This window comes from Frigoribacterium sp. PhB118, from assembly GCF_003751725.1.
Lineage (GTDB): Bacteria > Actinomycetota > Actinomycetes > Actinomycetales > Microbacteriaceae > Frigoribacterium.
In genome coordinates, this window is record NZ_RKID01000001.1 from 258,799 (window position 1) to 278,395 (window position 19,597).

The 19,597-nt window shown below is 71.2% G+C and carries 18 protein-coding genes; 4 read left to right on the forward strand and 14 right to left on the reverse strand.

Going from position 1 to position 19,597, the window contains the following annotated elements; all coding sequences use genetic code 11:
- Positions 1–2 precede the first annotated feature (2 nt).
- The 3 genes from EDF21_RS01145 to EDF21_RS01155 all read left to right on the forward strand — a co-directional run bounded on the left by EDF21_RS01145 (position 3) and on the right by EDF21_RS01155 (position 2,412).
- Positions 3–1,142, forward strand: a complete 1,140-nt coding sequence (locus EDF21_RS01145) for an SPFH domain-containing protein (protein ID WP_123570044.1) — start codon at positions 3–5, stop codon at positions 1,140–1,142.
- A complete protein-coding gene (locus EDF21_RS01150) occupies positions 1,142–1,930 on the forward strand; it encodes a glycerophosphodiester phosphodiesterase family protein (protein ID WP_233568314.1) in 789 nt (262 codons plus the stop codon). Before EDF21_RS01145 ends, EDF21_RS01150 begins: the two co-directional genes overlap by 1 nt.
- Before the next feature lie 116 nt (positions 1,931–2,046).
- Positions 2,047–2,412, forward strand: a complete 366-nt coding sequence (locus EDF21_RS01155; protein ID WP_043594952.1) for an RNA polymerase-binding protein RbpA — start codon at positions 2,047–2,049, stop codon at positions 2,410–2,412.
- Positions 2,413–2,496: 84 nt separating this feature from the next.
- On the opposite strand, the gene lnt is transcribed toward EDF21_RS01155, so the two are convergent.
- From lnt to EDF21_RS01200, 9 genes are all read right to left on the reverse strand, one after another.
- Positions 2,497–4,125 (reverse strand): apolipoprotein N-acyltransferase, encoded by a 1,629-nt coding sequence (gene lnt / locus EDF21_RS01160; RefSeq protein WP_123570045.1) that lies wholly within the window; start codon positions 4,123–4,125, stop codon positions 2,497–2,499.
- A 74-nt stretch (positions 4,126–4,199) separates the two neighbouring features.
- Positions 4,200–6,695, reverse strand: a complete 2,496-nt coding sequence (locus tag EDF21_RS01165; protein ID WP_123570046.1) for an RNA helicase — start codon at positions 6,693–6,695, stop codon at positions 4,200–4,202.
- A gap of 4 nt (positions 6,696–6,699) precedes the next feature.
- Positions 6,700–7,455, reverse strand: a complete 756-nt coding sequence (tatC, locus tag EDF21_RS01170) for a twin-arginine translocase subunit TatC (protein ID WP_056047397.1) — start codon at positions 7,453–7,455, stop codon at positions 6,700–6,702.
- A gap of 78 nt (positions 7,456–7,533) precedes the next feature.
- Complete coding sequence (tatA, locus tag EDF21_RS01175) at positions 7,534–7,827, reverse strand: twin-arginine translocase TatA/TatE family subunit (RefSeq protein ID WP_123570047.1); 294 nt, start codon at positions 7,825–7,827, stop codon at positions 7,534–7,536.
- A 104-nt stretch (positions 7,828–7,931) separates the two neighbouring features.
- Positions 7,932–8,924, reverse strand: coding sequence for a YafY family protein (locus EDF21_RS01180; RefSeq protein WP_056047399.1), 993 nt, complete (start codon positions 8,922–8,924; stop codon positions 7,932–7,934).
- Positions 8,917–9,939, reverse strand: a complete 1,023-nt coding sequence (locus EDF21_RS01185; RefSeq protein WP_123570048.1) for a YafY family protein — start codon at positions 9,937–9,939, stop codon at positions 8,917–8,919. Before EDF21_RS01185 ends, EDF21_RS01180 begins: the two co-directional genes overlap by 8 nt.
- Positions 9,940–9,963: 24 nt before the next feature.
- Positions 9,964–10,893 carry a hypothetical protein gene (locus EDF21_RS01190; protein ID WP_056045089.1) on the reverse strand — a complete coding sequence of 310 codons (930 nt, stop codon included), beginning with the start codon at positions 10,891–10,893 and terminating at the stop codon, positions 9,964–9,966.
- A 106-nt stretch (positions 10,894–10,999) separates the two neighbouring features.
- On the reverse strand, positions 11,000–12,049 hold the full coding sequence (locus EDF21_RS01195) for a tRNA (adenine-N1)-methyltransferase (RefSeq protein WP_056045090.1): 1,050 nt from the start codon (positions 12,047–12,049) through the stop codon (positions 11,000–11,002).
- Between the two features lie 67 nt (positions 12,050–12,116).
- Entirely contained in the window at positions 12,117–12,809 is a 693-nt protein-coding gene (locus EDF21_RS01200; protein WP_233568315.1) for an HAD family phosphatase, read from the reverse strand.
- 121 nt (positions 12,810–12,930) lie between these two features.
- Between EDF21_RS01200 and EDF21_RS01205 the strand changes: the two genes are divergently transcribed.
- On the forward strand, positions 12,931–13,842 hold the full coding sequence (locus EDF21_RS01205) for a proteasome assembly chaperone family protein (RefSeq protein WP_056045092.1): 912 nt from the start codon (positions 12,931–12,933) through the stop codon (positions 13,840–13,842).
- 58 nt (positions 13,843–13,900) lie between these two features.
- Here the strand turns inward: EDF21_RS01205 and EDF21_RS01210 are convergent, their stop codons facing one another.
- The 5 genes from EDF21_RS01210 to EDF21_RS01230 form a co-directional block, all read right to left on the reverse strand.
- Positions 13,901–14,596, reverse strand: coding sequence for a response regulator transcription factor (locus tag EDF21_RS01210; RefSeq protein WP_123570049.1), 696 nt, complete (start codon positions 14,594–14,596; stop codon positions 13,901–13,903).
- Positions 14,593–15,939 (reverse strand): sensor histidine kinase, encoded by a 1,347-nt coding sequence (locus tag EDF21_RS01215; protein ID WP_158612829.1) that lies wholly within the window; start codon positions 15,937–15,939, stop codon positions 14,593–14,595. Before EDF21_RS01215 ends, EDF21_RS01210 begins: the two co-directional genes overlap by 4 nt.
- Before the next feature lie 130 nt (positions 15,940–16,069).
- Positions 16,070–17,332, reverse strand: coding sequence for a cysteine--1-D-myo-inosityl 2-amino-2-deoxy-alpha-D-glucopyranoside ligase (mshC, locus tag EDF21_RS01220; protein WP_123570051.1), 1,263 nt, complete (start codon positions 17,330–17,332; stop codon positions 16,070–16,072).
- A complete protein-coding gene (locus EDF21_RS01225) occupies positions 17,329–18,171 on the reverse strand; it encodes an undecaprenyl-diphosphate phosphatase (RefSeq protein ID WP_056045103.1) in 843 nt (280 codons plus the stop codon). Before EDF21_RS01225 ends, mshC begins: the two co-directional genes overlap by 4 nt.
- A 28-nt stretch (positions 18,172–18,199) precedes the next feature.
- Positions 18,200–19,528, reverse strand: a complete 1,329-nt coding sequence (locus tag EDF21_RS01230) for a M20/M25/M40 family metallo-hydrolase (protein ID WP_123570764.1) — start codon at positions 19,526–19,528, stop codon at positions 18,200–18,202.
- Positions 19,529–19,597 lie beyond the last annotated feature (69 nt).

Consider the following 19,597-nt stretch of genomic DNA (forward strand, 5'->3'; position numbering starts at 1 on the left):
CCATGGACACCATCAGTGCCGGAACCGTCGTCACGATCGTGGTCGTCGCGATCGTCGTCGTGCTCGTCCTCGTCATCCTCTTCCGCTCGGTCCGCATCATCCCGCAGGCGAGTGCCGGCGTGGTCGAACGTCTGGGGCGGTACCACAAGACCCTCTCCCCCGGGCTCAACCTGCTGGTGCCGTTCATCGACCGCGTGCGGCCGCTGATCGACATGCGCGAGCAGGTCGTCTCGTTCCCGCCGCAGCCCGTCATCACCGAGGACAACCTGGTCGTCTCGATCGACACGGTCGTGTACTTCCAGGTGACCGACGCCCGGGCAGCCACCTACGAGATCGCCAACTACCTCGGGGCCGTCGAACAGCTCACGACGACCACGCTGCGCAACGTGGTCGGTGGGTTGAACCTCGAGCAGGCCCTCACCAGTCGCGACAACATCAACGGCCAGTTGCGCATCGTGCTCGACGAGGCCACCGGCAAGTGGGGCATCCGGGTCGGCCGCGTCGAGCTGAAGGCCATCGATCCGCCCCTGTCGATCCAGGACTCGATGGAGCAGCAGATGCGTGCCGAGCGCAACCGTCGCGCCGCCATCCTCACCGCCGAGGGCACCAAGCAGTCCCAGATCCTCGAGGCCGAGGGGTCGCGGCAGTCGTCGATCCTCAAGGCCGAGGGCGACGCCAAGGCCCAGGTGCTGCGGGCACAGGGCGAAGCCGAGGCCATCGCGACGGTCTTCAACGCCATCCACGCCGGCGACCCCGACCCGAAGCTGCTCGCGTACCAGTACCTCCAGACCCTGCCGAAGATCGCGGACGGCTCGGCCAACACGATGTGGATCATCCCGAGCGAGTTGACCGAGGCCCTGAAGGGCATCGGGCAGGGCTTCTTCGCCCCGCGCGACCCGAACGCCCCGGGGTGGACCCCGACCGAGGCCCCCAAGGTCTCCGAGATGGACGTCACGCCCGACCTCGCATCGACCGTCGACCTCGAGGCCGAACCGGACCTCGGCTTCCCGACCGTCACCACGCCCGGTGAGACCGGCTCCGGTGTCGGTTCCGGAGGCGCGGGTGCGGCCGGCGCCGATCGGCCGGCTCCCGGAGCGAGCGCGTCGGACACCGGGCCGACCACTCCTCCGGCGACCTCGTAGTGCCGTCCGCTCCCCCGGTCTCGGCCGGCTGGTTCGCTCCGGCCGGCCCCCGGGTGTTGGCGCATCGCGGCCTGGCCGTCGACGCCCCGGAGAACACGATGCTGGCGTTCGCCCTCGCCGTGTCGGCCGGGGCGACGTACGTCGAGACCGACGTGCACGCCACGCGCGACGGCATCGCGGTGATCAGCCACGATCCCGACCTGACGCGGCTCGCGGGACGCGAGCAGCGCCTCCTCGACCTCGACCTCGCGGAGGTCAAGATGGTCCGGCTTAACGGTGAGCACGAGATCCCCACCCTCGACGAGGCGCTCGACGCCTTCCCCGAGACCCGGTTCAACATCGACCTCAAGTCGGACGAAGCCGTCGCGCCGGCCGTCCGAGCGATCGCCCGCGTCCGGGCGACGGATCGCGTCCTGGTGACCTCGTTCGACCACCGGAGGCGTCTGCGGGCGGTCCGGGCGCTGCCGGGAGTCGCGACGTCGGCCTCGTCCCGGGGCATCGTCGCGGCGGTGGCCGGAGGCCTCGTCCCGCTCCCCCGCCTCCGGCGATCGCTGGTGCGGCGCGCCCTCGTCGGGTGCCGGGCCGTCCAGGTCCCTGAGCGCAAGGGCCCGGTCCGCATCGTCACGGCTGCGCGCGTGGCCGAGTGGGCGGCCCTGGGCGTCGAGACGCACGTGTGGACCGTCAACGAGCCTGCCGACATGGTGAGGCTGCTCGACCTGGGCGTGCACGGCATCGTCACCGATCGCGCCGACCTGGCGCTCGACGAGGTGCGTCGGCGCGCCGTGTGACCCTGGCCCGAGACTGCCCGGGCACTGTGAAGGGACTGTGAAATCGCACGGCTCGGAACGGCGGAGGTCCAGAACGGGTTACAACGGGTGATTGCAACGCGAGAGGAGACCACACAATGGCAGATCGCAGTTTGCGCGGAATGAGGCTCGGCAGCCAGAGCCTGCAGAGCGAAGAGGGCGTGGAGTTCTCGCCCCGCAAGAAGGCCGTTTACCAGACGACCGACGGTCAGACGTTCGACATGGTGTTCGCTGCGGACGCCGAGATCCCGGACATCTGGCAGTCACCCAAGAGCGGCCAAGAGGGTCGTTTGCTCTCGGCCGACGGCAAGCCCGTCGAGATCGACGCCGGAGACGTGAAGGTCCCCCGGAGCCACTGGGACATGTTGCTCGAGCGACGCAGCCGCGACGAGCTCGAGGAGCTCCTCCAAGAACGACTCGACTTCCTCAGGGCCCGCAAGGGCCAGCACAAGATCGGCGCCTGACGACCCGTCCGGCAGCGATCCGACGAGAAGGCCCGACCACCTCACGGTGGTCGGGCCTTCTCTCGTCTCGGCGGGGCCGGACCGTCAGTCGACGACCCGCCACCGCGGCAGGATCTGGTCGGGTGCCTCGTCGAGCCGGCGTCGACGAGTGGAACGCCGGGTCCCGATGAAGAGGCGCGACAGCAGCAGCATCGCGAGACCGAAGAACGACACGAGGAATTCGATCGCCCGACTCGCCACGACGGCGGGCGTCGTCCCGGTGCCGAGGTCGACGACCGCCACCATCGTTCCGGGCTCGTAGTCGGGGATGCTCGCCGTCGTACGGCCCGAGGCGTCGATGGCCCGCGTCGAGGCGACGGTCGAGACGTTGACGAGGGGACGCGCCGTCTCGATCGCCCGCAGGCGTGCGATGGCGAGCTGTTGCTCGTTCTCGTCGGTCTGCCCGGGACGGGTCCCGAAGTCGGCGTTGTTCGTCTGGCCGATGATGACCTGCGCGCCCTCGTCCATCATGTTGGTGATGAGCTGGTCGTCGACGATGTCGAAGCAGATCGAGATCCCGGCACGGAAGTCACCGAGGTCGAAGACCTCGTCCCGCGTGCCCGGCGTGTAGTCCCGCCCGATGAGGTCGATCAGGTCGGGAGCGAAGGGCCGCCAGAAGGCGCGATCGGGGACGTACTCCCCGAACGGGACCGGGTGCTTCTTGTCGTACTGGTCCGCCACTCCACCGTCCGACCAGAGCAGGGACGAGTTGTGGACGGTCTCACCGTCGTCGCTCTCGGTGATGACGCCCGACACGAGGGGGGCGTCGTAGCCACGGGAGATCGCGTCGAAGACGTACTGGCCGGTGGCGTCGCGGGTGGGATCACGGTCGCTGCCTCCCTCGGGCCAGACGATCATGTCGAGGGAGCGCTGGTCCTCCGGCAGCCGTGCGAGCTGGGCCTGCAAGTCGCTCATCGCGAGGACCTGGGCGTTGGTCAGGTCGCCGTACTGCCGGTCGGCGAAGTAGCCGGCGTCGCCGTCGCCCTGGACGGCGGCGATGGTGGCGGTGCCCGAGGAGTGCGTCGGCCAGTGCGGCACCGCGAGGGCGGCGACCACGACCGTGGCAGCGGCGAGCACGCGGGTCGAACCCCGGACGGTCGTCTGCAGGGCGAGCTGGATCAGTGCGGCGACGATCGCCACCATGAGGAACGACAGCCCCGAGATGCCGAGCCAGGCGACGAGACCGGCGAACGGGCTCTCGGACTGGCTGAGAGCCACGCGACCCCAGGCGAAGCCGCCGTAGGGCCAGTTGCCGGCGACGAACTCACGGAGCGTCCAGAGCCCCCCGACGACGACGGGCAGGAGGACCGTGCGGCCCAGGGTGCCGGGCCAGATGAGCGGGACCCAGCGGTACGCGAGGGTGATGAGCATCGCCCCGGCGGCGAAGAAGAGCGCCTCGAGGGTCGACAGCGCGGCCCAGGGGACGACACCGAGGAAGAGCGTCGCCCACGAGATGTGGATCAGGTAGAAGGACAGGCCCGCCACGAGCCCGACCAGGAAGGAACCGCCGAGCGACCGGCCCCGGAGGGCCACCAGCACGAACCCGATGCCGACGAAGGTCAGCGGCCAGACGTCGCCGTCCGGGAAGCCGCCGTCGAGGACGGCGCCGGCACCGAGGGCGACGATCAGGGCGAGCCAGAGGGGCAGTCGGACGTCGGTCGCTCGGGAAGACACCCCGCGATTCTAGGTGGCGGCGTCTGGGAGGCCGGTCGTCCTCGGCGGACGTCCGGCCTCGTCGGGGAGGAGGGTCAGGGGCCGACCGCGGTATAGGCCACGATGCCGCGACGGACGGCGTCGAGCGCCTGCCGGGCCGTCGGACCGACCGGCAGGTCCCCCACGACCGACAGCTGGTCGAGCAGGTCGATCGTCTGCTTCGTCCAGCGGACGAAGTCGCCGGCGGCGAGGTCGGCGTCGTCGAGCACCGAATCGAGTGCGGCACCGCGGGCCCAACGGTGCATCGCGAGGGCGAGACCCGGTGCCGGGGGCTGGCTGCCCGGAAGGTGGTGCTCGTGCTCGAGGTCGTCGAGTTCCGCCCAGAGCAGCTGCGTGGCGTCGAGCGCGGCACGGAACTCGCCGCGAGGCAGGAATCGCTCGGAGAGCTGGCCTTCGTCCCGACGGGGCTCGTACACGAGGGTGGCCGCCATGGCCGCCATGGACGGCACGTCGAGCATGTTCCACACACCGAGGCGCAGGCTCTCGGCCACGAGCAGGTCGCGATCGCCGTAGATGCGCCGCAACGTGCGACCGGTCGGGGCGACGGTGACCTCGACGTCCCGCGGGACGCGACCCGCCCCTCCTGCGTTCGTGCCCGTGGGGACGAGGTAGCCGCGGTCGAGCAACACGTCGGTGACCCGGTCGAAGACCTTGGCGACGGCGCCGGTCCGACTGCGGATCTGCGCCGACAGTTGGTCGGTCTGCTTCTTCAGCTTGAACCAGCGCTCGGACCAGCGGGCGTGCTGTTCGCGCTCCGGACAGGCATGGCAGGGGTGCGTCCGCACCTGCCGACGCAGTTCGCCGATGCGACGCTGACGCTTGTCGCGCTCGGCCCGCGACTGCGAGTCGGCCCGGGCCGCCCCCTGCTTCTCGAGGTCGCCGACCTCGCGACGCAGCATCGTGTACTCGCCGAAGTCACCCAGGTGGCACTCCATCGACGCGGCGTAGCCGTCGAGTGACTGCTGCTGCGATCGCACCTTGCGGGCCAGGTCGACGACCGAGCGGTCGGCCTGGAACTGTGCGAACGACGTCTCGAGCACCTCGCGGGTGCGGGATCGCCCGAACTGCTCGATGAGGTTGACGGCCATGTTGTACGTCGGCCGGAAGCTGCTGTTCATCGGGTAGGTGCGCCGCGAGGCCAACGAGGCGACGGCCTGCGGGTCGAGACCCTGCTGCCACTGGATGAGCGAGTGGCCCTCGACGTCGATGCCCCGGCGACCGGCACGACCGGTCAACTGGGTGTACTCGCCGGGCGTGATGGGCACCCGAGCCTCGCCGTTGAACTTCTCGAGCTTCTCGAGCACGACCGTGCGGGCCGGCATGTTGATGCCGAGCGCCAGCGTCTCGGTCGCGAACACGACCTTGACGAGCTTCTTCTGGAAGAGCTCTTCGACGACTTCCTTGAAGGCCGGCAACAGGCCGGCGTGGTGGGCCGCCACACCTCGCTCGAGCCCGTCGAGCCACCGCCAGTAGCCGAGGACCGCGAGGTCTTCGTCGCGCAGGGTGCGACAACGGGCCTCGACGATCTCGCGGATCTCACGACGCTGGTCGGCGGTCGTGAGACGGATGCCCGACCTCAGCACCTGGGACACGGCCTGGTCGCAGCCGACCCGGCTGAAGACGAAGAAGATGGCGGGGAGCAGGTTCTGGTCGTCGAGCATCTCGACGATCTTCCAGCGGTCGAGGCGACCGGGACCGCCCTGCGTCGGAGGTACGACGTGGCCCCGGGGGCCGGTCCGACCCACCGAGTGGCCGTCTCGACGACCACCGCTCCGCCCGCCGCGTCGACCGAGCGAGGTCGCGCGCAGGAGCTCGGGGTTGACCCGGTTCGTCGCGGCCTGCCCCGAGGAGTCGAAGAGGTCGAGGAACTTGCCCCCGACCAGGACGTGTTGGTCGAGGGGCACGGGACGGTCCTCGGAGACGATGACCTCGGTGCTCCCCCGGACCGTCTGGAGCCAGTCGCCGAATTCTTCGGCGTTCGACACCGTGGCGCTCAACGAGATGAGCCGCACGTCGAGCGGCAGGTGGATGATGACTTCTTCCCAGACCGCGCCGCGGAACCGGTCGGCCAGGAAGTGGACCTCGTCGAGGACGACGTACCGCAGGTCGGTCAGCATCTCGGACCCGGCGTAGATCATGTTGCGGAGCACCTCGGTCGTCATCACGACGATGCGCGCCCGGGAGTTCACGTTCGTGTCACCGGTGAGCAGCCCGACCTCGGACGCTCCGTACTCGGCCACGAGTTCTTGGAACTTCTGGTTGCTCAGTGCCTTCATGGGTGCGGTGTAGAACACCTTGGCCCGCGGGTCCTGCATGGCGAGGTGGATCGCGTACTCGGCCACCAGGGTCTTGCCGGCGCCGGTCGGTGCCGCGACGAGGACGCTGTCGCCCGCTTCGAGGGCGGCGCACGCGGCGAGCTGGAACGGGTCGAGGGCGAAGCCGAGACGGGACCGGAAGGCCTGGAGCTTGGGGGTCTTGTCTCGCGTCTTCGCCGCGGCGAAGCGTTCCGCGGGACTGAGGTCGGGGCTCACCGGGTCACCCCGCCGCGAGTTCGGCGTCGAGCGCGGCTGCCCGCTTCGCGACCCGGCGGTCGTGCAGCCAGGCGACGCCGGCGGCGAGGAAGAACAGCACGATCATGGGGATGGCCAGGAGGAACATCGAGAAGATGTCGGCCGACGGGGTCGCGATCGCGGTGAACAGGACGATGACGAGGATGGCCACCCGCCAGCCCTTGACGATGGCGGCGGCCGAGACGACGCCCACGAAGTTCAACAGCACCAGGAACACCGGCATGACGAAGGCGATGCCCACGGCGAGCACCAGCTTGAGGACGAAGTCGTAGTAGACCTTCGACTCGATGATCGTCGCGTCCTGGGTGTCGACGAAGCCGGTCATGACCTCGACGATGTGGGGCAGCACGTACCATCCCGCCAGGCAGCCGCCCAGGAAGAGCGGGATGGCGGTGCCGATGAAGCCGACGGCGTAGAGCTTCTCTTTGCGCACGAGGGCGGGAACGATGAAGGCCCAGACCTGGTACAGCCAGACGGGACTCGAGATGACGACGCCGACGGTGACCGCGATCTGGAGCTTGAGGTCGAAGGCGCCCGTGATGTTCGAGTAGTTGAGGGTGGTCTCACCCGTGCGTGCCGCCGCGATCGCCTCGACCGGCGACCTCAGGGCGTCGAGGACGAAGGGCGCGAGGAACCAACCGGCGACAGCAGCCAGGATGAGGGCCAGGGCGGAGATGAAGAGTCGCTTGCGCAACTCGAGCAGGTGTTGCCCGAGGGACATCTTGCCGTCACGGCCTCGGCTGCGGCCCGTGCCCCTCCCCTGGGTGCTGTCGCCACGAGTCGTCGTCGTGGCCACGCGTCAGGACTTCGGCGGGACGTCGCGGTTCGGCGACGGGTACGAGTCGTCGACGCGTCGTGCGGTCGGACCGTCGGTGTACCGGGCGGACGAGTCGTCCGGACGACGGACGGGACGGTTCTCGAGGTCGTCGTCGACGGCCGACTCCTTCTTGTCGCTGTTGACCTCGTTCTTGAAGATGCGCATCGACTGGGCGATGCTCTTCGCGAGGGCCGGGAGCTTCGGCGCACCGAAGAGCAACAGGACGATCGCCAGGATGATGATCAGGTGCCAGCCTGAGAGCGCGTTTCCGAACATGATGGGGTCTCCTTGCGGGGCAGGGTGACGTCCACTCTACCGTGCGGCCTCGTCTGCGGCAGGCACGGCGCAGGCGATGCACAGGGCGTGCCGCAGCCGGACGTTCAGGGAGTGACGGACGGGTCGACGTCGTAACGCTCGATCGCCCGACGCGCCCAGTCGGCCACGGCCGAGCGCGCCGACTCGGGCCCGACGACCTCGGGGTGACCCGGGAGTCCCGCCACGAGGCGACAGAGCGTGCCGAGTCGGTTGACGCGCAACCGGAGGCGCACGCGGTCGTGCGGGAGGGGTTCGGGTTCGTCGGGACCGTAGTCCGCGAGGAGCGGCGCCGCGGCGGCGTCGAGGTCGAGCACCACGACCAGGTCGTCCGGAGACCCCTCGAACAGCGTCTCGGGCAGGGTGACGTCGTCGGCCCGGTGAGCGATCGGAGTCGCGGTGAGCGCCGGGGAGGCGATCCGGTCGAGTCGGAACGTCCGGGGAGCCTCGCGCAGGTGGTCCCAGGCCCTGAGGTACCAGTCGGCGTCGACCGACTCGACCCGCAGCGGGTCCACCCGCCGTCGTTCCGCGACCCCCCGGGTGCCGCGATAGTCGAACTCGAGCTGGACGCCCGCCTCGACCGCCCGGCCGACGAGCCCCAGGACCTCGTTCGTCTCGGACTGGTCGACGGCCACCTGGCTCGGTTCGCTGGACGCCCCACGCGACAGCTTGCTCATCAGTGTGGCGATGGCCGCGCGGTCCGCGTTCTCGGGCAGCGACGAGAGGTACTGCAGGCCCGCGATGAGGGCGGCGGCTTCGCGGGCGGAGAACCGTGGCGAGTCGTCGATGGCGACGAGGTTGGTCAGCACGATGACGTCGTTCTGCTCGAAGTCGTCCCACGCGATGTCGAAGAGGTCGCCGTGCTGGTACTGCGTCGTCTCGCCAGGGACGCCCGAGACGGCGATCAGCTCGACCGCACGCCGGATCTCGCCCACGCTCACGCCGAAGTGCGCGGCCGCCTCGGCCACGCTGACTCGCTCGTGGTCCATGAGCCACGGGACGAGCGACAGCAGGAAGGCGAGCTTGTCGGCCGCGTGGAGGGCACCGCGGGGCTCAGCCACGGGCACCCCCGTCGACCGGGCCGGTGGTGTGGGCGGCGAGCACGGCCTCGAGGCGGGTGCGCACCAGGGCACGGAGACCGTCGGGTTCGACGACGGTGACCTCGGGACCGAAGGAGGCCAGCTCGTCGGCGAGCAGGTTGTCGTCGGTCCAGTGGACGAGGAGCGTGTCGGCATCGAGACGGGTCGTGCCACGGCGCTTGCCGAGTCGGGTCTCGGCGTCGGACAGGGGCTCGACGCGGACGGTCGCGGTGCGATCGCGCCAGACCTGCTCGAGGTCGGCCAGCGCGCGCTCGGCCGTGGCGTCGTCGGGTCTCGTGTACGGGGTGGTGGTCAGCTGGACGGGGCCGACGACACGGGACAGGAGGAAGGTCTTGAGTGCCCCCGTGCCGACCTCGACCGCCGACACCAGCCACCGGCCCTGGTGCTGCACCAGGGCTGCCGGGGCGACCTCGCGCCGGCGGGCGGACTCGTCACCGGGCTTCAGGTAGTCGAACCGGACGACGACGCCCCGGTCGAGCGCCGTCCGCAGCGGCTCGAAGGCCGCGTCGCGGGAACGGAGCCGAGGGGCGTACTCGAGCTCGGGAACGCTCGCCGCGCCGCCGAGCGAGCGCAACTTGAGGAGTGCCCGTCGGGACTCGTGCGAGAGCGACCCCTCGCGCCACACCATCGCCGCCAAGGTGAGGAGGGCGGTCTCCTCGGACGAGAACGAGATGTCCTCGGGCAGCTCGTACGCGCCCCGCGGGATGCGATAGCGGAGTGCCTGGTTGTTGCCTGCCGCCGCCGGGTCGTCGATCGTCTCGAGGGGGACGCCCAGTTCGCGGATGTCGTCCTTGTCCCGCTCGAACTGCCGCTCGAGCGCGGCGTTGTCACCCGAGCGCGAGTACTTCTGGCGGTACCCCTGGACGGTCGACAGGATCTCGGTCTTGCTCAACCCGGAGTCCGTCGCGAGCAAGGCCAACACGAGGCTGAAGAGTCGCTCTTCGACGGGGACGCGGGGGGTGCGGGCAGTGGGCACGGCGACCGGCTCAGCAGGGCCGGGTCATCGGATCGCCCCGAGCACGTCGAACACGTACACGTAGGCGGAGCCACCGCTGTCGGACGTCGCGGGGAGCACGACCATGACCTGCGAGCCGACCTGCTGGCCCACCAGGGCCGAGCGGATGTCGTCGGGGATCTGCTCGTCGCCGAGGTCGACCGGCGTCGCCGAACCGCCGTTGGTCCAGGTCGACCCCGCGACCGTGGACGGCTGGCTCCAGGTGACGGCCGTGAACTGCACGACGGCGGAGTCGTCGGCGGTCAACGTAGGACCGTGCCCCTTGCGGACGAGGTGCACGACCTCGTCGGTGGGGGCGTCACCCGCGGGGATCGTGATGCCGGGTGCACCGTCGGGGGCGGTGACCACCGCGGGCAGGCCGTCCGCGCCGAGCTGGAGGGCCCCGTCGGCCTTCGCGAGGAACGCCCGCTTGACGTCGACGACGGCGACGTAGGCGGCGTCGGGATCGTCGTTCGGGGTCGACGCGGCGCCGTTGATCGATGCCGAGAGGTCGCTGGCCTTGACGGCGACCGCGACGCGCGACCCCACCGTGGAGCACTCCAACGCGTCGACGAGCGGGGCGAGCGTCTGCCCGCCCACCGTCAACGGGACGTTCGTCGAGCCGTCGTAGCCGCTGTCCTCGAGTTCCTGGCCCGTGCTGCCGTCGAACAGGGTGTAGTCGATGACGACCGGGGTGCCGTCGACGAGTCGCTGACCGTCGCCCTCGATGAGCGTCGAGACCTCGGTCTTCTTGGTCACGATCGGCGTCGGCACGTCGACGTCGGGCTTCGTGCCGAAGTCGCCGGTCGCGGTGACGACCGAGGCGGCGTCACCCGTGGGAGGGCAGCCGGCGGAGCCGGGGCCGGCCGTGCTCGAGCAGGCCGTCATCGAGGCGAGCAGGCCGACCGTCACGACGAGGGCGGGGATCTTGCGCACGGGGACTCATTTCGTGGAGGCGACCGGGGGGTCGGGTGGGGCGACCGGTCGGGTCGTTCGGATGCGGGGACAGCTTAGCGGGGGTGGTCGGAGCCCTCGACGATGCTCAGGCCGGGGTGGAACCGGTCGACGTGCCGTCGGCGCCGGCTCCGTCGGTGGTGCCGTCGACGGCCTCGGTCGCCGCGATCGCGGCCTCGGCCGCCGTCCGGGCCTGGCGTGCCGTCTTGCGCAGCTTCTTGTCGCTGGCCGACCGCTCGCCGAGTGCGCCGGGCGTCCAGGCCTCGACGTCGGCATCGCTGTAGTCGGACTTGGAGGGGCGTCGTTTGAGCTGCGGGAGCACCGCTCCCGGTGCCAGCCGGCGGGCGGTGAGGAGGAAGCCGGTGTGCCCGATCATGCGGTGGTCGGGGCGGACGGCGAGGCCCTCGACGTGCCAGCCGCGGACGAGCGTCTCGGACGCGTCGGGCTCGGTGAAGGCCTCGGAGGCGCGCAGGGCCTCGGCCGTGCGCGAGAGCTGTGTCGCGGTGGCGACGTAGCAGATCACCAGACCGCCCGGCTTGAGGGCGTCGGCCGTGACGTCGACGTTCTCCCACGGCGCGAGCATGTCGAGCACGACCCGGTCGACCGTCCCGTCGGGCATCGCCGCGGGCAACTCGTCGGCCAGGTCGCCGACCGTGACCGTCCAGTTCTCGGGCTCGGCACCGAAGAAGCTCGCGACGTTGCCCTCGGCGACGTCGGCGAACTCCTGTCGGCGCTCGAAGGACGCCAGGCGACCCTCGGGGCCGACGGCCCGCAGCAGCCAGAGCGACAGCGCACCCGAACCCACGCCCGCCTCGACGACCGTCGCGCCGGGGAAGATGTCGGCGAACGCCACGATCTGGGCGGCGTCCTTCGGGTAGACGATGGCCGCGCCCCGGGGCATGGACATCACGAAGTCGCTCAGCAGCGGACGGAGGGCGAGGTACTCGTCGCCCGTCGTGCTGGGGACGACGGACCCGTCGGGCAACCCGACGACGTCGTCGTGCGCGATCATGCCGCGGTGCGTGTGGAACACGGCGCCCGGGGTCAGCACGATGGTGTTCATCTTGCCCTTGGGGCCCGTGAGCTGGACCTTGTCGCCTTCGACGAAGGGGCCGGACTGGCGGCGGAACGCGGTCATGCGAGGGTGCTGCTTTCGATCGGGTCGCACCCCGAGGGGTGCAGGAGGCGCGGCGTGCGCACCGGGGTCAGGAGTCGGAGGTCGCCTGGTCGCGGACGGCACGGCCGGCCCGGTGCAACGCGCGGAGGTCGTCGACCGTGGTGCCGACGAGGGTGTCGCGGCGGATGTAGGGCCCGTCGTCGGCGAGCGGTGCGTGGTGCTCGACGCCGATCGCGACGGTGCCGGCGGCGACGGCCGAGGCCAGGCCGGGCGTGCTGTCCTCGATGGCGATGCAGTCGGCGGGGTCGACGCCCAGCAGGGCGGCGCCCCGGAGGTAGGCCTCGGGGTGCGGCTTGGCGTGCTCGACGTCGTCGCCGGCGACGATCGCGTCGAAGGCCTCGAACTCGATGGCGTCGACCATGAACTGGGCCATGCGGCGGATGGACATGGTGACCAGGGCGGTCGGGACGCCTTCTCGGCGGAGCTCGGCGAGGAGTTCCTTCGCCCCGGGACGCCACGGGATCTCGACCGCGGCGCGCTCGAGGACCGCGGTGGTCAGGCGGTCGATGATCTCGTCCTCGGTCAGGTCGACCCCGTGGGACTGCAGGACCCGGGCGGACTGCCACAGGCCGCTCCCGATCATGGCGTCGCCGTCCTCACGGCTCCAGGTGCCGCCGAACGACTCGACCAGTTCGACCTGGCAGAGGAACCAGTACGGTTCGGTGTCGACGAGGGTTCCGTCCATGTCCCACAGGACGGCGGCAGGCAGGGTTTCGGTCACGGCGGACCAGTCTACCGGGCCTGGTCGACGTGGCCTCCCGGCCCGCGCCTCCTGGTGGCGGTCACGGTCTATCGTGGAGGGTCAAGCGCCGGACGCCCTTCCGGCACGGTGAGGACACAGGTTGACGAACACGTCGGATTTCGCTGCGGGACGCCTGCTGGTGGTCGCCTTCGAGGGCTGGAACGACGCCGGCGAGGCCGCCAGCGGCGTCGCGCGCAGCCTGGTCGAGACCCTCTCGCTCGAACCGGTGGCCGAACTCGACGGCGAACGGTACATCGACTACCAGTTCAACCGCCCGCAGGTGGGGCTCGACGACGACGGGGTGCGAACCCTCGTGTGGCCGCGCATCCAGCTGCACGCGGCCGCCGACGCCGCGACGGTCCTCCCCCGCGACCCGTCGTCGCCCACCACCGAGGTGCTCGTGCTGCTCGGTGCCGAACCGTCGCGGAGCTGGCGCGGCTTCGCCGCCGAGATCGTCGACCTGATCGACGTGCACGACGTCACGGGCGTGGTGTTCCTCGGGGCCATGCTCGCCGACGTCCCCCACACGCGGCCCATCTCGGTCTTCGTCAGCAGCGAGAACGAGGCCGTCCGCGACGAGTACACCCTCGAGCGCAGCACCTACGAGGGACCGGTGGGCATCTTGTCGGTCCTCGCCGACGCCGTCGAGGCCGCGGGCGTGCCGACCCTGTCGATCTGGGCCTCCGTCCCCCACTACGTCCACAACGCCCCGTCGCCCAAGGCGACGCTCGCGCTCATCGAGAAGCTCGACGAGCTCTCGGGCGTGACGATCCCCCGCGGCGAGCTCGCCGCCGAGTCGACGGCCTGGGAGTCCGGCATCGACGCCCTCGCCGCCGACGACGAGGACATGGCGGGCTACATCGAGCAGCTCGAGCAGGCCCGCGACACGGTGGACAGCCCCGAGGCGAGCGGTGAGGCCATCGCGCAGGAGTTCGAACGGTACCTCCGTCGGCGCGACGGCAAGGGCGGGGACGGACGACCGGACGACCCGCGGTACCCCCCGGTCCCCTGACCGGTCCGCCGGCGACCCGTCAGGAGGGGCGGGGTGGGGCCCGGTACGAGGGCCCCGGTCAGGTGGCGGGCCCGCCCGGGACCGCGACGCCGTTCTCGTAGGCGAACACCACGGCCGCCGTCCGGTCGCGGAGGCCGAGCTTGCCGAGCACGTTGGAGACGTGCGTCTTGACCGTGGCCTCGCCCAGGAACAGCCGGCGGGCGATCTCGGCGTTGGAGGCCCCCGATGCCAACCGGTCGAGCACCTCGCGTTCGCGTTCGGTGAGGGTCGCCAGTGCGGGGCTGGGGACGACGACGCGCGTCGTCGCGGGGTCGCCCACGGCGCGTTCGACCACGGCACGGGTGAGTTGGGGCGAGAGCAAGGCGTCTCCGCGGTGGACGACGGCGATCGCCTCGATCAGGTCCTCCGGCGTGGCCGTCTTGAGCAGGAAGCCGCTCGCCCCCGCCTGCAGGGCCCGGAAGACGTAGTCGTCCCGGCCGAAGGTCGTCAGGACGAGGATCGCCGGGCCGCCCCCGGATGACTGCGCGAGGATGCGGCGCGTGGCCTCGAGCCCGTCGAGGACGGGCATCTCGATGTCCATGACGACGACGTCGGGGCGGAGCCGCCGGACGAGGTCGACGGCCTCGAGCCCGTCGCAGGCCTCGCCGACGACGCGGACGTCGGGTGCGGTGTCGAGGATGATGCGGAAACCCGTGCGGACGAGGTCCTGGTCGTCGACGAGCAGGACGGAGACGGGGGCGGTCGTGTCGGTCATGGTCTCTCGGAGGGTTCGGCGGCGGTGACGTGGTCGAGGGGGCGGGCGTCGGCGCAGGCGTTCACGGGCAGGACCGCGCACACCCGGTAGCCCCCGCGCGAGCGGGGGCCGAGCTGGAGCTCGCCCCCGTGCAGGTCGACCCTCTCGCGCATGCCCCGCTGGCCGAGTCCGGGGCCGGTCGCCGTCGATCCCTGCGGGATACCCGCGCCGGGATAGGGCATGGGGCCGGGACGACCGTCGTCGACGACCTCGACCTCGATCGTCCGGTCGCCGTAGCGGAGGTGCACCTCGGCGAGGGAGGCGTTGCCGTGCTTGAGGGTGTTGGTCAGGGCCTCCTGGGTGATGCGGTACAGGGTGACCCCGATGCTCTCGGGGACGTCGCGGGCGTCGCCGTGCACCGAGAACCGGACGTAGAGGCCCAGGGCTCGCGTGTCGGCCATGAGTTCGGGCAGGGCGCCGAGGCCCGAGGGGCCGGACCCGGCCTCGCCGTCCCGCGACCGCAGGACGGACAGCAGGCGGTCCAGCTCGTCGATGGTCGTCCGCGCCGTGCCCTCGACGGCCGAGAGGGCGCCTCGTGCGATGTCGGGCCGGTCGAGCGTCCGCCGGGCGGCGCCCGCCTGGATGCCGATGACGGCCACGTGGTGGGCGACCACGTCGTGCAGCTCGCGGGCGAGGCGGGTGCGTTCTTCGTTGATGGCCCGATCGGCGACGAGCTCGTGGGCGGCGCGCAGCTCGACCCCCGTGCGTTCGAGGGCGTGGAGCCGGGTGGCCGACACTCGGGCCGCCCGGCCGAACGCGATGGCCGTGACGAGGACGATGCCGTTCGACACGAGCGTGTAGGCGATCGTGGCGAGGGTCACGGGGTCGGGTGCCTCGGCGTCGGACACGTAGACGGAGTGCAGCCACACGCCCAGCCAGACGAACATGACCGCGGTCACGACGACGCTGACGACGAGCGCACGGCCGCGCCGGGCGGCCCAGGCGTTCGCGGTGAAGATGACCACGAACTCGACGATCGACGGGGTGAGGGTGTCGGGGTAGCCCCTCAGCTGGGCGGCCAGGAACACGGCCGACACGACGACGAGGACGGCCACGGGACGCTGCCGTCGGAAGGCAAGCGGTGCACAGAGGCCCAGGAGCCACAGCACGCTCTCGAGGGTCGAGGGCGAACCCGCCCCCTCGGCGTCCTCGACGATGACGGCGCTGAGCCAGAGCGTGACGAGGCCGAGCGCCGCGGTGAGGGCGGTGATCCAGAGGTCGACGCGGGTGTCGCGTCGGGTGAGCGGCCGGCGGGCGTCGCCCGGCGTCGCGGCCGGGGCCGGGGCGGTCGTCGACGTCTCCACGCCGACCATCGTAGGGCAGACGGGCGTGCTGATTGAGGAAGACTCATGCATGCGCATGGAGAACGGGATGGACGACCCGTTTCGTCCGGGTGCCGGGACGGACCGGTCGCCTCGGCGCCGTCGGCGGCGTTCAGGCGCGCAGGTCGATGCCCAGCAGCGCCTGCACGGCGTCGACGTCGACCTCGGACGGGGCCGTTCCCCGGGCCACGACGGCGTCGACGGCGTCGAGGGCCGAGGGCGTGTCGAGGTCGTCCGCCAGCGACGAGCGCAGGCCGACGACCAACGGGGTGGGGGCCGGGACCGGCACCGCGCCTCCTGCTCTCGTGGCGGCCCAGGCGAGCCAGCGCTCGAGACGACGTTCGGCGGCGACGAGGTCGGCGTCGAACCACTCCCAGTCGGAGCGGTAGTGGTGCGCCAGGAGGGCGAGCCGGACGGCGCGGGGGTCGCGGCCCGCGGCGACGAGCTCGCTGACCTTCACGAGGTTGCCGAGCGACTTGCTCATCTTCTCGCCCTGGTAGCCGACCATCCCGGTGTGCGTGTGGTGGACGGCGTAGGGGCGGCCGGTGAGGGCCGTGCCGTGCGCCGTGCTCATCTCGTGGTGCGGGAACACCAGGTCGCTCCCGCCGCCGTTGACGGTGACGGGCACGTCGAGGTGCTGCTGGGCGATGACGGTGCACTCGATGTGCCAACCGGGTCGGCCGGCGCCCACGGTGGTGGGCCACGACGGCTCGTCGTCGCGGGCCGCGCGCCAGAGCAGCGGGTCGAGGGGGTCGCGCTTGCCGGCGCGATCGGGGTCGCCGCCGCGCTCGGCGAAGAACCGGGCCATCGTCTCGGCGTCGTAGCGACTCTCGAGCCCCAGGTGCCAGTCGGTGTCGCGCTCGGCGGCCCGGACGTCGAAGTACAGGTCGTCGCCGGCGCTCGAGGCATCGGTCGGCACGGGGTACGCGAGACCCCGTTCGAGGAGGCGCGCCACGGCGTCGGCGACGTCGGTCACCACCTCGGTCACCGCGACGTAGTGCGTCGGCGGCACCACGGCCAGGTGCTGCATGTCGCTGCGGAAGAGGTCGGTCTGGCCGTCCGCGAGCTCTCGCCAGTCGACGCCGGTGGCCGTCGCCCGCTCGAGCAGCGGATCGTCGACGTCGGTCGTGTTCTGGGCGTAGACCACCTCGACCCCGGCGTCGCGCCAGACGCGCAGCAGGGTGTCGAAGGCCAGGTAGGTCGACGCGTGACCCAGGTGGGTGGCGTCGTACGGAGTGATGCCGCACACGTAGAGACCGGCCCGCGACCCGTCGACCTCGGTCGGGTGCACCGTGCCGGTCGACGTGTCGTGGAGCGCCGGGAGGTCTCCCAGGCCCGGGAGGCGCGGGACGTCGGGTTCTGCCCAGGACCTCATGCGGCCACCACGCCCGTGCCGAGCAGGACGAGCAGGACGACGCCGAGCACGATGCGATAGGCCACGAACGGGGCGAAGCTGCGGCGCGAGATGTAGTTCATGAAGAACGCGATGACGACGAAGCCGACGACGAACGCGACGACCGTGGCGGCCAGGGTCTCGCCCAGCGAGTAGGGCCCGGGGTCGCTGAAGCTCTGGACGAGTTCGTAGAGACCGCTGCCGAAGACGGCGGGCACGGCGAGCAGGAACGAGAACCGGGCGGCGGCGGGGCGCGTGTAGCCGAGTGCGAGTGCCGTGGTCGTCGTGGCACCCGACCGCGAGACGCCGGGGAAGAGCGCCAGCACCTGGGCGACGCCGACGGCGATGCCGTGGCCGTAGCGCATGTCCTCGAAGCGCTCGGTCTTCTTGCCGAGACGATCGGCCAGTCCGAGAAGGACGCCGAACACGATCAGGACGATCGCCACGATCCAGAGCGAGCGGAACACCGTGCGGATGTACTCCTGCGCGACGTACCCCACGAGCACGATCGGGACGGTGCCGATGATGACGAGCCAGCCCATGCGGACGTCGGGGTCGGTGCGGGGGATCTTGCCGGTCACGCCCGCGAACCAGCGCGAGACGATGCGGGTGATGTCGCGCCGGAAGTAGATGACGACCGCGAGCTCGGTGCCGAGCTGCGTGATCGCCGTGAAGGTGGCGCCCGGGTCGAACTCGGCCGCCGCCCCGGGATCGCTGAAGAACAGGCCGACGAGCCGCAGGTGGGCGCTCGACGAGACGGGGAGGAACTCCGTGAGGCCCTGGACGAGGCCGAGCAGGAGTGCCTGGAGGAGATGCTCCACGCGGGTGACCCTTCTGGTGCGGGGGTTGCTAGTACGTCGACAACAAGTCCCGCAGGACGCGACTGCCAAAGGATAGTGCGTCGAGCGGGACCCGTTCGTCGACGCCGTGGAACATGGCCGGGAAGTCCATGCCCTCGTCGAGCCGGAGCGGGGCGAAGCCGTACCCGGCGATGCCGAGCAGGCTGAGGGCCTTGTTGTCGGTGCCGCCCGAGAGCAGGTAGGGCAGGACGGGTGCCCCCGGGTCGTGCCGGTCGAGGGTGGCGGTGATGGCGTCCACCAGGGGCCCCGAGAAGGGCGTCTCGAGCCCGATGTCGGTGTGCATCGTCTCGATCTCGACGTCGTCGCCGATCAGGGCCCGGACCTCGGCGAGCACCGCCGCCTCCTGCCCCGGCATGCACCGGATGTCGACCAGGGCCTCGGCCGTGTCGGGCACGACGTTGTGCTTGTAGCCGGCCGTCAGCATCGTGGGGTTGGTCGTCGTGCGCAGCGAGCCGCGGATGAAGCCCTTGGCGGTGCCGGTGCGCAGGACCAGTTCGTCGGGTGCGACCTCGTGCACGTCGACGTCGAGGATGCGGGCCACCTCGCCCAGCAGGGCGGTCGTCGTGTCCGTCAGCACGATCGGCCACTGCTGGCGGCCGAGGACGGCCACCGCCTCGGCCAGGCGCGTCACGGCGTTCGCCTCGATCATCTGCGAGCCGTGCCCGGCGGTGCCCCGAGCCCTGAGCTTGATCCAGATCAGGGCCTTCTCGCCCGTCTGCAGCAGGTACGAGCGTCGACCGTCGATGAAGGTCGAGTAGCCACCGACCTCGCTGATCGCCTCGGTGGCGCCGTCGAACAACCCGGGGTGTTCCTTCACCAGGAAGTGCGAGCCGAGGACTCCCCCGGCCTCCTCGTCGGCGAGGAAGCCCAGCACGAGGTCGCGGGCCGGTCGTTCGCCCGCCCGCAGGATGTCGCCGACGGCCGTCAGCATCATGGCGTCCATGTTCTTCATGTCGACGGCGCCGCGCCCCCAGAGCATGCCGTCGCGGACGACGCCGCCGAACGGGTCGACCGACCAGTTCGCGGGGTCGGCGGGCACGACGTCGAGGTGGCCGTGCACCACCAGTCCGGGCTTCGCAGGCTCGGCGCCCTCGACCCGGGCGATCACGCTGACCCGGCCGGGTTCGGACTCGAACAGCTGCGGCTCGAGGCCGAGGTCGCGGAGGGCCGCCTCGACGTACTCGGCGGCATCCGCCTCGCCGTTCGACCGCCCACCGCCGTAGTTCGACGTGTCGAACCGGATGAGGTCGCGGGCGATGCGGGCCGTCTCGTCGAGCTCGGGCTCGGTCGGGCCGGTGCTCGTGGGGGTCGTCGTCATGCGCCCCACGCTACCTGCCGCGCCGCTCACGCCGACGGACGTGGCCGTGGTCACGAGGGCCCTCCGAGC

Excerpts from the sequence above, each read along its gene's own strand:
- EDF21_RS01145 (WP_123570044.1), top strand. The coding sequence starts at position 3 with ATGGACACCATCAGTGCCGGAACCGTCGTCACGATCGTGGTCGTCGCG.
- EDF21_RS01155 (WP_043594952.1), top strand. The coding sequence starts at position 2,047 with ATGGCAGATCGCAGTTTGCGCGGAATGAGGCTCGGCAGCCAGAGCCTG.
- tatC (WP_056047397.1), bottom strand. The coding sequence starts at position 7,455 with ATGTCCCTCGGGCAACACCTGCTCGAGTTGCGCAAGCGACTCTTCATC.
- tatA (WP_123570047.1), bottom strand. The coding sequence starts at position 7,827 with ATGTTCGGAAACGCGCTCTCAGGCTGGCACCTGATCATCATCCTGGCG.
- EDF21_RS01195 (WP_056045090.1), bottom strand. The coding sequence starts at position 12,049 with ATGACCGCGTTCCGCCGCCAGTCCGGCCCCTTCGTCGAAGGCGACAAG.
- EDF21_RS01210 (WP_123570049.1), bottom strand. The coding sequence starts at position 14,596 with ATGACCGACACGACCGCCCCCGTCTCCGTCCTGCTCGTCGACGACCAG.
- mshC (WP_123570051.1), bottom strand. The coding sequence starts at position 17,332 with ATGAGGTCCTGGGCAGAACCCGACGTCCCGCGCCTCCCGGGCCTGGGA.
- EDF21_RS01230 (WP_123570764.1), bottom strand. The coding sequence starts at position 19,528 with ATGACGACGACCCCCACGAGCACCGGCCCGACCGAGCCCGAGCTCGAC.